Origin of the sequence: Streptomyces sp. NBC_01478, assembly GCF_036227225.1 — a bacterium.
GTDB lineage: Bacteria > Actinomycetota > Actinomycetes > Streptomycetales > Streptomycetaceae > Streptomyces.
The window spans coordinates 6,238,468-6,251,677 of sequence record NZ_CP109444.1 but is presented as its reverse complement, the minus strand read 5'-3'; the positions used below and the strand labels follow the sequence as shown (position 1 = coordinate 6,251,677).

At 72.4% G+C, this 13,210-nt stretch carries 11 protein-coding genes; 5 read left to right on the top strand and 6 right to left on the bottom strand.

The features are described 5' to 3' along the window. Positions 1–43: 43 nt before the first annotated feature. From OG223_RS28320 to OG223_RS28310, 3 genes are read left to right on the top strand one after another with little or no spacing between them, the layout of a single operon-like run. The gene (locus OG223_RS28320; protein WP_329265523.1) at positions 44–853 is read left to right on the top strand and encodes an ABC transporter ATP-binding protein; all 810 of its coding nucleotides are present in this window, start codon (positions 44–46) and stop codon (positions 851–853) included. Then, a complete protein-coding gene (locus OG223_RS28315) occupies positions 850–2,289 on the top strand; it encodes a hypothetical protein (RefSeq protein WP_329254417.1) in 1,440 nt (479 codons plus the stop codon). The genes OG223_RS28320 and OG223_RS28315 overlap by 4 nt, the downstream gene beginning before the upstream one ends. After that, a complete protein-coding gene (locus tag OG223_RS28310; RefSeq protein WP_329254414.1) occupies positions 2,286–2,870 on the top strand; it encodes a hypothetical protein in 585 nt (194 codons plus the stop codon). Before OG223_RS28315 ends, OG223_RS28310 begins: the two co-directional genes overlap by 4 nt. 15 nt (positions 2,871–2,885) lie before the next feature. Here the strand turns inward: OG223_RS28310 and OG223_RS28305 are convergent, their stop codons facing one another. Then, positions 2,886–3,602: a hypothetical protein gene (locus OG223_RS28305; RefSeq protein WP_329254411.1), complete on the bottom strand. Its 717-nt coding sequence runs from the start codon at positions 3,600–3,602 to the stop codon at positions 2,886–2,888. Further along, positions 3,592–4,107, bottom strand: coding sequence for a SigE family RNA polymerase sigma factor (locus OG223_RS28300; RefSeq protein ID WP_329254409.1), 516 nt, complete (start codon positions 4,105–4,107; stop codon positions 3,592–3,594). The genes OG223_RS28305 and OG223_RS28300 overlap by 11 nt, the downstream gene beginning before the upstream one ends. 159 nt (positions 4,108–4,266) lie before the next feature. Between OG223_RS28300 and OG223_RS28295 the strand changes: the two genes are divergently transcribed. Both OG223_RS28295 and OG223_RS28290 read left to right on the top strand, forming a co-directional pair. Next, positions 4,267–5,358, top strand: coding sequence for a sigma factor-like helix-turn-helix DNA-binding protein (locus OG223_RS28295; protein ID WP_329254406.1), 1,092 nt, complete (start codon positions 4,267–4,269; stop codon positions 5,356–5,358). An 89-nt stretch (positions 5,359–5,447) separates the two neighbouring features. After that, positions 5,448–7,124 (top strand): transglycosylase domain-containing protein, encoded by a 1,677-nt coding sequence (locus OG223_RS28290; protein WP_443073853.1) that lies wholly within the window; start codon positions 5,448–5,450, stop codon positions 7,122–7,124. An 83-nt stretch (positions 7,125–7,207) separates the two neighbouring features. Here OG223_RS28290 and OG223_RS28285 read toward each other — a convergent pair whose 3' ends face one another. From OG223_RS28285 to OG223_RS28270, 4 genes are read right to left on the bottom strand one after another with little or no spacing between them, the layout of a single operon-like run. Beyond that, on the bottom strand, positions 7,208–8,554 hold the full coding sequence (locus tag OG223_RS28285) for a DUF4407 domain-containing protein (protein WP_329254400.1): 1,347 nt from the start codon (positions 8,552–8,554) through the stop codon (positions 7,208–7,210). Then, on the bottom strand, positions 8,544–10,034 hold the full coding sequence (locus OG223_RS28280; RefSeq protein WP_329254397.1) for a hypothetical protein: 1,491 nt from the start codon (positions 10,032–10,034) through the stop codon (positions 8,544–8,546). Before OG223_RS28280 ends, OG223_RS28285 begins: the two co-directional genes overlap by 11 nt. Positions 10,035–10,039: 5 nt before the next feature. Further along, entirely contained in the window at positions 10,040–12,271 is a 2,232-nt protein-coding gene (locus OG223_RS28275) for a hypothetical protein (RefSeq protein ID WP_329254394.1), read from the bottom strand. A gap of 28 nt (positions 12,272–12,299) precedes the next feature. Next, entirely contained in the window at positions 12,300–13,091 is a 792-nt protein-coding gene (locus OG223_RS28270) for a hypothetical protein (protein ID WP_329254391.1), read from the bottom strand. Positions 13,092–13,210: the final 119 nt, after the last annotated feature.

Below are 13,210 nucleotides of genomic sequence, written 5' to 3'. Positions count from 1 at the left end.
GAACGACATGCCCACCCCTCAACTCCTCGGAAAGGACCACCACATGATGCCCGCGGTGAGCGCGGCCGAGCTCGCGCCGACGCCCTACGCCTGGGAGATCCGGGCCGTCGGGCTCAAGGTCAGGGCCGGCCGGAAACGGATGGCGGTCGACGGGCTCGACCTGTCGCTGGGTACCGGCGTGCACGGTCTCCTCGGGCCCAACGGGGCCGGCAAGACCACCCTCATCAGGGCGTTGGCCACAGTCCTCCGCCCCGCCGAGGGCATCCTCGAACTGCTCGGCGAGTCCGCGGGCGGCCTGGGCGAGCACCGTGCGCTGCGCCGCAGGATCGGCTATCTGCCGCAGGAGTTCGGCTACTACAAGCGCTTCACCGTGCGCGAGTTCGTGGAGTACATGGCATGGCTGAAGGAGGTGCCCAAGGCGGACATCCCGGGGGCGGTGCAGCGGGCCGTGGAGCGGGTGGGTCTGGCCGACCGTGCCGAGGAGAAGATGAAGGCGCTGTCGGGCGGCATGGTCCGGCGGGTCGGCATCGCCCAGGCCATCGTGAACGATCCGGCGATCCTGCTGCTCGACGAACCGACGGCCGGCCTGGACCCGGCGCAACGGCTGCGCTTCCGCAGGCTGTTGCAGGAACTGGGCACGGACACCTGCGTGGTCGTCTCGACCCACCTGGTCGAGGACGTCGCCGCCGCCTGCACGGACGTCGTGCTCTTCGCGGAGGGCCGGCTGGTCTTCCAGGGCACCCCGGACGAACTGGCCGCCGCGGGCGGCCCCGACCACGTGGGCGACAGCCCGCTGGAGCGCGGCTACTCGGCACTGCTGCTGGCCCCCGAGCGGGAGAGGGGTTCCTGGTGAACGCCCGCGCCCCGCGCGCCGCCCTGAACGTCCGTCCGAACCTCCGCGTCCTGCGTATCGAGCTGAGACGTTCCGTCGCCCCGTGGGCCGGAGCCGTGGTCCTGGCCAGCGCACTGGCGTTCCTGTACCTGCTGAGGAGCGCCTCGTGGTGGAACGGCACCACCGCATGGACGGCCCAGTGGACGTCCCTGGCCATGTGGACCCGCAGTCTGCTGTTCTATCTCTGGCCGCTCGCCGTGGGATTCGGCGCCCTCCAGGGCCTGCGGGACCACCGCTCGAAGATGGTCGAACTGCTGACGAGCACACCCCGGCCGGCCCGGCACCGCGCGGCCGTACCGGCAGGCGCCACGGCGATCACGCTGGCCTCGGCCTTCGCGCTCGTCGTCCTCGTCGGCGGAGTCCAGGTCCTCGCCCACACGTCGTACACGCATCTCGACTGGCTGCCGATCTCCCTGGTGGGAGCCTTCTTCCTGGTCGCGGGAGCGCTGCTGGGCATGGGCGCCGCGCGGACCCTGCCGTCCGCGCTGACCCCGCCCCTCCTGACCATCGGCGCCTTCACCTTCACCGCGCTCATGCACATGTCCCTCGGCCGTACGACGACGGTCGACCCGGCGACGGGCTTCGACAGCACACGGCCGAACCGTCTCTCCCTCCTGTCACCGGAGGTCGACGAGGTCCGCAGCGCACTCGTCACGCTCTCCGCCCCCGTCCACATCGGGCAGACGATCTGGCTCCTCGGCATGGCCCTGACCGGCTTCGCGCTCCTGGTCGCCGCGACCCCGCGCGCCCGGCTGACCGCCCTGACCCCGGTCCTGGCGGGCGCGGTCCTCGCCCTGCTCGTCCTCCCCTCCGACCCGCGCCGGATGTACGTCGTCGACAGGACCGCCGCCGAGCCGGTGTGCGACGGCCCGGTCTGCGTGACCAGGGCACACCAGGACCGCCTCGCCGACCTGGCGGCCCCGGGCAAGAAGGCGCTACGGCTGCTGCGAGCGGCCCTCGGCGACCGGGCGCCGGTCTCGGTCCGGGAGGACACCGCCGTACTGCCGGAAGGCTCCACGCCGAAGTGGTCCCGTACGACTGTGCTGTTCACCTTCGACGACGCCATCGTGGCCGGCGCTTCGAAGGGCGACGAACTGACCTGGGCCCTGCTCGCCGAAGGCCTCGCGCCGGGATGCACTCCCGTCGGCTGGAGCGGCTTCGGGGACGACGAGTACGCGCAGGCCGTGGCGGTGGGCTGGGTCCTCGGGGACCTCAAGCCACTGCCCGGCACACCGGCGGCGGCGAGCGAGGTTGCCGCCAGGACCGGCCCCGTATGGAAGAAGCTCAAGGCGCTTCCGCCGGCCGAACAGCTCGCGCGGATCAACGCGATGCGGGCCGCCGCGCTGTCCTGCGAGGGGGACCCGTTCGAGGTGCTGTCCGGTGAGGGGTCCCGGTGAGATGGCTGACGCTCTACGCCCGCTCGCGTCAGGTGCCCGCGTCGCTGGCCGCGATGGTGATCGGCGCGGCCGCGGTGTGGGCGCCGGCCCGGGGCGGCGGCGAGGGACCCGGTGACGGCGATCCGCGGCTGGCCGTGCTCGTCCTCGCCATGGGGGCGATGGCGGCCTCGGTCGGGCTCGGCGGGCAGGACCTCGCGCTGGACCGGACGGCCGCGATCCGCTGGCTGCCGCGGAGAGCGGCGCATGTGCTGCTGGCCGGCGCGGTCGTCGCCGCGGTGCCGCTGGCGGTGCGGGCGACGGGCTCGGACCTGGGGGCCGGCGTCGCGTTCGTCGTCCGGGACAGCGCGGGCCTGACGGGACTGGCCGCCCTGGGCGCGGCCCTCTCGGGCGGCCAGTACGCGTGGACGCCGCCGTTCGCCTGGCTCGCGGTCTCGTTCCTCGCCCCGCCCGGCACGGGTACGCCGACCCGGGTGGCGGCCTGGCCGCTGCTGCCGTCCGGCACACCGGCGGCCACCTGGACGGCCCTGCTCCTCCTGACCACCGGCACGGCGGCCTATGCCGTGGCGGGACCGAGACGGTAGGAGGCGATCTCGGGTTCAGGACGAGGAGCCGGTGACCGACAGGACGCTGCCGATCTTCGCGTTGTCGTAGAACCACTTGGCATCGGCCGAGTCCAGACCGATCCAGCCTCCGCCGGCGTCGCGCGCGCCCGTGTCCTTACCGTTCCCCTCCTTGTAGGAGTCCCCTTTGTAGGAGAAGGCGAGGCCGACGTAGACCGGCTCGCCGTGGACGTCGCGGAGTTCGACCGCGAGCGAGACCTCCGTGGTGTAGGCGGCTCCGGCGGTCAGGACGGTCACGGTCACCACCTTGGTCGTGTGCTTCTTGTACACGGTCAACGGCCCCACCACCTTGGGGCTGTCGGGAAGGCTGGAGGTCAGCGGCATGACCCGGTCCCCGACGAACAGGGCGCGCTTGCCGAGGGCGACCGTGCCGGTGACGGGCGCGCGGGGCTCGGGAGCCGACGTCTTCCCGGACGTGACACGAGGGGAGGGGACGGCGGGCGTGGTGGCGGCCGGAAGCTGACGCGGCTTCCCCTCCCCGGCGGGGTCCGAGAAGCCCCTGAAGTCCGTGAAGCCCAGGGTCACCGCGGAGGCGACCAGCGCGAGGGCCACCGCACCCGCGCCCAGGGTGCCCGCCATGCGGCGGCGCGCCCGGCGCCCGGCACGGCCGCGGATCTCGGCGCCGGTGAGGACCGGACGCGTCTCCTGTTCCACGGCCAACTCGCGCAGGGCGGTGGAGAGTTCATCCGACACGGCCGTGCTCCTTCCGAACCGGCGCGTCCGCCTCGTCCACCGCGAGCCGCTTCGCCAGCGCCGCTCTCCCCCGGGACAGCCTGGCCTTGACGGTCCCCACGGGCGCACCCGTGTCGGAGGCTATCTGCTCGACACTCACGTCACACAGATGGTGCAGGACGATCACCATCCGCTGGGCCGTGGGCAGTTGGCGCAGTGCGGCGACAAGTGCCGTGTGATCGGGGCCGGGTCCGGGCGTGGAATCGGGCGCCGGCGTACGGCGCACCAGCTCCAGCCAGCGCCTGGCCCGGCGCCAGCGGCTGACCGCAAGCCGCATGGCGACCGTGCGGATCCACGCCTCGGGTGCCTCGTCGGCGAGGAAGTCCCCACGCCGGTCCCAGGCTCGTACGAACGCCTCCTGGACCACGTCCTGCGCCTCCTCCCGGTCTCCGGTGAACGCCGAGAGCTGGCCGGTCAGACGGGGAAACGCGGCCGCGTAGAAAGCGTCGAACTCGTCCTCGGTCATGACCTCACCGGAGTCTCGGAATTCCCGTGCAACCTGACCGCCCTCGCGGTGCGTACAGGTCCCGAGGCCGCGCCTGTCGACCACACGCCCCACAGGAGAGACGACAAACACGCGTCCCGGGATCCACTTCCCCCACACCCGCACCGGAGGACCACCGAAGTGCCGCACCCCCGCCATGACTTCGCCGCGTACGCGCACGCGGGCCTGCCCGAACTGGTCACCACCGCCCACCTGCTCCACGGCGACCCGGGAGTCCCCGGTGACCTGGGCAGCTCCCGGGAGGCGACCGAGCTGGTGCGGAGAACCCTGGTCGAGGTGTGCGCGCGATGGCGCCGGATTCCGCGGGACGACGTGGACTTCTACGTACGGCGGCTGCTCGTCGAGGAGTACCTGCGCGGAGCCAGGACGCGCCGCGGAAAGGCCGTGCCGCACGGTGCGTCGGGGACCCTGTCCGCACGGCAGCGAGCCGTCCTCGTGCTGCTGCACTGGGAGGGCCGGCGAGAGGCGGAGATCGCCCAGTTGCTGGGCTGCTCGACCGGTGCGGTCAGGAGCCATGCCCGGCGTGGACTGGCGCTCTGCGGGGGTGACGCGGAGCGACTGCGGGGGCTCTTCGCGGCCGCCGCCGAGGCTCCCGTCGAGGTCGTCCCGGCCGACGTTCCGCTCGATGCCGTCGAGCGGCGCGGCCGAACGCTGCGCCGCCGCCGCAGAGGCGTGGTCATGGCCGTCTGTGCGCTGTTGCTGGTGCCGGCGGTCGGGTTCGGGGCGGGCCGGTTCCTGGGCGCCGGGTCCTCGGGCGGTTCGGGCGGCGGGGTGGCCGGCGTGGCCGCCCAGAGCCCGATACGGATCGTCGCGCCCGGCGAACGCGTGGACGCCGTACCGGGAGTGCGGGTCTGGCTGACCACCGACGGCAAGCACTGGTCGACGCCGGAGCGGCCCAACCAGTTCCGCGGATCCGAGGGCGGGAAGCCGGGCGTCTCCTCGCAGCCCGACCCCGTGAACAGCGGCTACTTCCTGTCGGGCCTCTACCACGGCCTGTCGGCCGACCCGGCCCGTGTCGAGGTCACCGTCGCCGACGACAGGATCACCGGTACGGTCCTCACGCTCGCGGGCAGCCCGGGCTGGGGCGTCTGGTACGCACGCGCGCCGCTGTCACCGGAGGAGCTCAAGTCGAGCTTCGCGGACGGCGGTCCGACCGTCACGGTGTACGACGCGTCCGGCAAGGTCGTCGTGCGGGGCGGGGGCTACGAGTGAAGCGCCCGACGGCGCCGCACTGGAAGAGGCCCCGACGCTCGAAACACCGGCCCGGCACACCCGATGTCCCCGCCCGTGTCCCCGTCCGCCTGCGCATCCCGCTCCGCCTGCGCCTCCGCCGTACCCGGGGCCGCCTGTTGCGCAGGCTGGTCGTGACCCTCGTCGTCCTGCTCGCGGCGCTGTGCACGGCCGCGGTCGTCGCGTACCGGATGACGGGCATTCCCGAGCCGCACCCGGAGACCGTCACGCAGAGCACGGTCTTCCTCGACGACAAGGGCTCCTATCTGGGCCGACGCGGCCCCGTCGACCGCCAGGAGGTGCCGTTGTCGCAGGTCCCGCGGTATGTGCAGGACGCCGTGATCGCGGCCGAGAACCGTTCCTTCCGTACGGACGACGGGGTCTCGCCGCGCGCCGTCGCCCGCGCGGTACTGGCCTCGCTGACCGGCGGCGAACGGCAGGGCGGTTCCACCATCACCCAGCAGTACGTGAAGAACGCGCTGCTGAGCCCGGAGCAGTCCCTGTCGCGCAAGGCACGCGAGGCGCTGATCGCGATCAAGCTGGATCGCACCCGGTCCAAGGACGACATCCTGGCGGGTTATCTCAACACCGTGTACTTCGGCCGGGGTTCGGCCGGCATCGAGGCCGCCGCACGCAACTACTTCGGCGTGGACACCCGGAACCTGACCGTGTCCCAGGGCGCCGCGCTGGCATCGATCGTCAACATCCCCTCGTACTACGAGAAGGCGGGCTCGGACCCCGAGGTGACGGCGACGCTCAGGGCCCGCTGGGAATGGGTGCTCGACGCGATGGCGGCCGGCGGCGCCATCACGCCGAAGCAGCGCGCCGACGCCGCCTTCCCGGCGTTCCGTTTCTATCCGCCGGGCACGACCGACGGGCAACGGCAGTACATGATCGACGTGGCGGCGAAGGAGGCGGCCGACCGGCTCGGCATCACCGAGGACCAGTTGGCACGCGACGGCTACACCGTGCACACGACGTTCGACCTGGCCCTCCAGGACGCCACGACCGAGGCGGTGAAGGACACCGCCGACACCAAGAACACCCAGGACACCAAGGACGGTCGGGGAAACAAGGACGGCAAGGGCGTCACACTCCACACCGCCGTCGTGGCGATCAAGCCCGGCGACGGGGCGGTCCGGCTGCTGTACGGCGGGGCGGACTACGCCCGTCAGCCGTTCAACGACGCGGTGGGCGGCGCGGTGGAGGCGGGAACGGCACTGGACCCCTTCGCCGCGGCCCGGCTGGACGCCCCGCTGGCCTACCTGCGGAAAACCGCCGCACCGACCCCCCTCCAACTGGCCTCGGCATACGCGGCGGTCGCGGCGAACGGGCTCTACGCGGCCCCCTACACGGTCACGAAGATCACCCGTGACGGACGCCCGGTGTACACCACCCACCCGGACACCCGGCGCGCGCTGGACGAGAAAGACGCGTTCATGGTGAACACCCTGATGTCCAAGACCGGCACGACGGACAAAGAGGCGATCCCTTCGGCCCTCCCCGTCCAGAAGATCCCGCAGCTCTTCTTCACCGCCGGAGCGGGCGGCGGAATCACCCGCCGCACCGTCTGGTCCACCGGCCTGGACTCCCAACTCACCCTGACGGTCGCCCTCTTCGCCGACCACCCCGGCAAGAGGAAGAACACGACCGCACCCGCCCAGCTCCCGAACGATCCGCCCCCGGCCGAGTCCGCGCAGGAGACCACGGCGGAGATCTGGCGGCTGGCCACTTCGGGCACGGGATAGCGGGACGGGCGGAAGCCGGCACCCCATGGCCGAGCCCCGGGTCGTCGACCCGGGGCTCGGCTTCTGTCCGGTCGGACCCGGGCTCAGGCCCGTCGGGTCCGGAGCAGGCGTTCCGTCCGCGCGTCCAGGTCCGTGCGTTCACGGACCGAGCGTTCCGCCTGCGCCGCGCGATAGCGGTGTTCCAGGGTCCGCATACGGTCGTCGGTGTCCAGCTCGACGTGGTGGCGCCGCGCCTCCTGTTCCATCCGCGCGCACTCCTGCCGTACCTGGAGTTCCTCGGTGTGCAGGCGGCGGGTGGCCTCGAAGCGGGCGCCGAGGAGGGTGTCGTACATCGTGCTGCCGCTCATGAACTTGGCCAGCACGGGCAGGGCGTCGAAGCCCACGAGCAGCAGGTGCAGGACGAACGTCAGGAACAGCGCGAAGCCGTCGGAGCCGGCCACCTCCCGCAGGCCGTGTGCCCGGGTCAGGATGCCGTCCGTGTCCAGGTCGGCCACGCGCTCCCGCGTCTTGGTGTTGACGGCCTGCTGGAGCAGCGGCTGGTAGGTGTCCGCGGCCTTGTCCTTCTTGGCCTGGAGGCTCTGGCCGTCGGCCCGCAGCGCCGCCAACTGCTTCTCGTACGTGTCGATCTTGCTCGTCCTGCGGTACGACGAGGAGTCCGTGCGGGCCCGTTCGCAGGTGATGGTGACGTCCAGGCCCGCGCCCCGCCGGATCCAGTTGTCCCGGCCGCACAGCTCCTGCTCGGTGGCCATCTTGTCCTTGAGCGTCGTGTTGAGCGCCGTGACCTGGGTCTGCAGGTCGGTGGTCCGGGACGTGTTGTTCGCTATCTGCTCCGACAGTTCCGCCGGTGAACCCGCGACTTTCAACTGGTAGCGGCGGCACTCCGGGCGGTCTGCCGTGGACGCGCCGTCCGTCGGGTTGCAGGCGACGAGCATGCCCCGGTAGTCGGCCACCTTCTGGTCGTTGCCGACGGCGATCTCCTGGCGGATCTCCTTGTCGAAGATCTGGAACAGGATCGGCTCCGCGATGAACAGGCCCAGCAGCACGGACAGCAGCAGCCGCAGCCCGAGCGACCACTTCTTGACGCCCGCGCCGTGGGTGCTGGAGACCAGCCAACTGTCCATCACCAGCACCACCCAGAACCACACCGCCGCGACCACGAACACGGCCGGCAGCGGCAGGTCGGAGCGGAAGCTGCCGAGTGCCAGCGCCATGGACAGGGCGCCGACCAGGGCCGTGTTGAGGACGATCGCGCCGTACCAGGTGTAGCGCGTGCGCTCCTCCGGCACCCAGGCGAGGAGTTCCTCGCGGACGCCGATCAGCCGGCGCAGTCGCGCGGCCGGGCCGCTCGCCGGGGAGATCGGGCGGACCGAGCCCCGGTCGTCGTCGATCACGGCGCTGTCGGCGGGGCGCAGTGAGGTGTCAGTGGCCAAGGCTCGCCTCCGAGTCGGTGCCCCCGAAGTCGAGGTCGGCGTTGTCGTCGTAGTCGATGTCGCGGTCGTCGTCGCGGCCGGTCCGCTCGCCGGTCTCGGCCGGCTCGGACGCGCCTTCCAGCTCGCCCTGCGTGTCCCCCTCCACCACCTCACGCCCGTCGGCACGCTGCTTGTACGGCACGTCGCCCACGCCGTTGATGAACTGCCCGGCGTCGCGGATCGTGCTGTCGAACAGGCCCCGGTCGATGGCCCGCCTGCTCAGGTCGGCCTTCACGGTGAGCACGTCGTTGGCCCAGACGCGCTCGTCGCGTTGCAGCCGTTCGGTGTCGGCGCGCTCCTCCTGGCGGCGGCGCAGCCCGTCCTCGTGGTCCAGTTCCCAGCGGTGGGCGTCCTCGCGCCGCTGGTCCGCCGCGTCCGCGCGATCCTCCGCGCGGGTGAGCTCCTCGCGCCGGTCGTCGCGCTCGAGCTTCCAGCGTTCGTCGTCCCGGTCGACGGACATGCGCTCCAGCTCGGCCTCGCGGTCGGTCTGGCGCCGACGGTCCAGCCGCTGGGCGAGTTCGTCGGAGGTGATGTCCCCGTTGCGCCAGGCCAGGAAGTCGGCGGCACTGGGGTCGGCGCCGATCAGTTGGAAGTCCTTCTCGAGCTGGCCGCGCGTGAAGGTCTCTCGCACGTCCTGCTGGCCGAGTTCGTGCCGCTGCTGCTCGATGTCGGTGGCGCGCTCGAAGCGACTGCGCTGCCGCTCCTCCTCCTGCCGGTGGCGTTCCTGTTGCAGGGCGCTGGTGTTGCGCAGTTCCTCGCGCCTGAGCTCCAGTTCGGTCTCCAGCAGGGCCCGGCGCAGGGCCGCCTCCTGTTCCCGTTCCTCCCGCTCCCGCTTCCATTCCAGTTGGCGGCGTTCGTCGTCCTCCTGGGCGAGGGCGTCGGCCAGTTCCGCCGGCGAGAAGACCTCGACGATTCCGTGCCGGGCGCGCAGCCCGGACAAGGTGGTGGGCCGCATCTCGTGGTAGGCGGTCAGCCGGGCGTCGATCCGGTCGCGCACGGCGAGCGAGTCGACGATCGACCGGTCGCTGCCGTCCTCGACCAGTCCGGGCACCGACCGCAGATGACCCAGCAGCAGCGCCTCCACATCCGTGATCCCGTCGCGGACGACCGTGCACGGGTCGGTGACGGTGCAGTAGAAGGTGGTCCGCACGGTGAAGTCGCCGGCCTCGGCGGACGGGATGCGGGTCTCCACCACGACGGGCACCTCGACCCTCCGGTCGACGACCGTGACCGAGGCGGCCTCGACCACCGTGGGGTGGTCGGGGCGTAGCTGCCCCTGGTCCTCGACGTACTCCACGCCGACCCGGAAGACCCGCACATGGTGGGCGGCGAGCCGGGGCAGTTCGTCGTCGGCCCGCGTCACGCGCCGGCCCAGGAAGCCGGCGCGCCTGCCGGCCCGTCCGTACTCCCGCTGTTCGACGAGCGGGTAGTTCTCGGCCATACCTGTCAGTCCTCCGTGCTCAGTACGGCATCAAGGAAGATGTCGATCAAGGGAAAGGGAGCCGGTGCGTCCGGCTCGGCGCGGGTGGCGACCTGTTCCAGGCCGGCCCGCAGTCCGGGGCGTTCCGCCGGCCGCAGGGCGGTGCCGACGGCCTCGCCGAAGCGGGCGGCCACCGGTTCGGGCTCCTCGGACACGGCGGGCAGCGCCCGCAGGGTGGCGTGCAGCCCGGCCAGGGCGAGCGTCCGGCGCGGCAGACTGCCCAGCGCGCCGGCCCACAACTCGCCGATCTTCTCGGTCTGTTCGGGGCTGCGTACCAGCACGTCGGCGCAGACCGGGCGCCCCGTGCGTACGTCGCGGGCCCGCAGGACGGTCAGCGTGGCGTCGAGGATGCCGTTCTTGAGGCGGCCGGCCACCATGTCGCGCTGGGTGCGCAGCCGGTAGGCGAGCGGCCGGAACACCGCGCCGGTGTCCTGACCGCACTCCACGAGCACGGCGACGAGCCCGGCCAGCGCGAACGCCGCCTCCGAGTTCCGGCCGCCGCCCCGCCCGACCAGCCGCAGCAAGGTGTACACGGCGTCCGTCGGGAAGCGCACGCCGAGCGCGCCGCTGAACGCCGCGGTGGCCATCGACCGCAACTGCGGGTCGGGGGAGCGGGCCCAGTCGCGGGCCACCCCGAGCGCCACGGCGGCGAGGCTCTCGTCGAGGCACATGCAGTGCAGCACCAGCGTGGCCGTGGTCTGCCCGGCGGGGCCCGCGACACCGGACGCCCAGGGGTGCAGGTAGTTGTCGGCGACCTCGTCGAAGGCGGACTGGGTGAGGAGCGCCAGCCCCTGTGCGACGGAGAGCTGGGTCGCCAGGCTGGGCCGGCCCCGGCGCAGCAGTTCGGTCAGCCAGTCCCGGACGCCGTTCCAGTAGGTCGTCGAGCGCAGGTTCCACAGTTCCTGGAGCACCCACAGCCGGTACTGCGGGTGCTGGAAGACCAGGGCGCTGCGGGTGAGCCCGCCGCTCTTGCGCTCCTCGACGGCGACGAGGGTGTTGCGGCTCAGCGAGAGGCGGCGGTCGGTGGCACGACGGGCGGCCGCGGCCGCCGCCTGGTCGTCGACCGGCGGCGGGAAGGCGGGAGCCACCCAGTGCTCCAGTTTTTCCTGGCAGGTCTCGAAGTCGCGGAAGCCGGCGCCGGTGACGAAGGCGAGCGTCGTCGCCTCGGCCCACTCCTGCGGACAGCGCTCCTGCGCGAACCAGTCCCGCACGGGTGCCGCCGCGCTGCTGCCGTACTCCGTCCACACCACATCGGGCTCGGCGCCCCGCCCGATCCGGTCGGCCGCCGCGACGACCTCCGCGATCCGGCATCCGGCGGGCATCAGCCGTACGGCCCGCTCGACGGTCTCCGGCCCGCACTCCGCGCGCGTCAGCCGCACCCGCAGCACGGCCGCCACGTCCGGTATCCGCCAGGGCACATGGCGTACGGACTCGGGGGCGCGGCCCTCCATCTCGTGCACGGTGGTCACCACCAGGTGCGCCCCGTGCTCGCGCACGGTGTCCCGCACGCGCCGCCAGTCGAAGTCGGCGGTCGCGGAGGGACTCTCGTGCATCCGGTCCAGCAGGACGTAGCCGACGCCCTTCTCGAACTCCACCCGCCCGTTGCTGAGTTCCTCCAGGCTGCGGCCCGGCGAGAGCACCACGTACTCGCTGCCTCCCGCGACCGTGGCGACGAGCGCGACGGCCGCGGCCCGCTTCCCCGTACCGGGCGGACCGACCAGGACGACCACGCCGTCCCGCTGCAGCGCCGTCACCGTCTCCTCGAAGCAGTCGGGCTCGACGTACGAGGCGAGGACCGCGTCGGCCTCGCCCGCGTCGAGCCGGCCGACGGCGCGCCGCCGGGCGTTGGCGGAGTCGGCGACGCCGATACCGAAGTGGATCTCCGGTGCGTCCAGGGCACCGAGGAAGTACTGGTTGACGCTGTTGTGGTGCACCTGGCTCGCACCGGCGCGGGCCTCTTCTCCGGCCTTCTTCCGCGCCACGGCGTCACCTGTGTCCTCGCCGTCGGAAGTGGCGGTCTCGTCGGGCTTCTCGGACTCCTGCGGTACGTCGGGTTTCTGTGGGCCGCTCTCGCCTTCGGCGGCCGCCTCGGGGGCGGCGGGGGCGGACTCCTGCGGGGTCGGCTCGGGTGTCTCCGGGTTCCCCTCGGGGGACGAAGCGCCGCTCTGGCCGACCTGTTCGTTCTCTTGCTCGTCCATTCTCAGCCGTCACTCGGTTCGATCGGCGTCAGTTGTGGATCCCGAAGACGGCACGTTCTGTGTGGATGGTTCCGTAGTTGACGGTAACCACCTTGTTCTCCGTGGGCGTTGGAGCACTCGGGGGGCGCACGGCAGCGGCTTCACCACCCCCGTCGCCAACGGCCTCACCGCCCCCGCCGGCCACGGCGGCACCGTCCCCCTCGGCCACGGCGGCACCGTCCCCGCCGCCCAGCTCCAGCGCCCGAAGATCCGCCCCCGGCACCCAGACCCAGGCCCGCCCGACGTACTCCTTCTCGGCGATCCGGACCTCGCGGAACTCCTGTGCCCGGAAGGTCGTGTACGCCTCACCCACCACGTCGTTGAAGACGGTCGCGGAGACGGCCAGTGCCAGACAGGCGTCCGGTACGGCGGCCAGCGCCGAGCGCAGCACCGCGCTGTCCAGGATCCGCCCGATCTCGACGGGCGCCCGGCCCACGAACCCGGTCGGGGCCGGCGACGCCGTACCGAAGTGCACGGCGGCCCTGAGCCGGAGCCACGCCTCGGGCAGCCGACCGTGGTTGAAGGCCCGCAGTCCGGCGTCCAGCCGGCGCATGAACGGATCGACGAGGTCGGGCTCGGAGGCCCCGTCCGGCAGGACCGCGAGGACCGAGTCGCCGCCTTCCTGCGTCTCCCACCGCTCCCGGTCGAGGCCGGACGCGTCGGCGGCCTCGGCGAGCAGCCGCTGGATCGCCTCCTGGAACTGACGCTGCGTCAGCACGTCTACACCGCCGTACCCCTTGGCGTCCACTGCCAGCAGCAGTCTGCGACCGAATGTTGCCATGTTCGAACTCTCCGCTCATTTCCTTGGAGTCACGCTCTGTGGCCGTGCGTCCAGGAGCACGCACTGGACAGACCGGCGTCCGCTCCCCCGAACACGACACGCGGACGCCGGCACGCCAG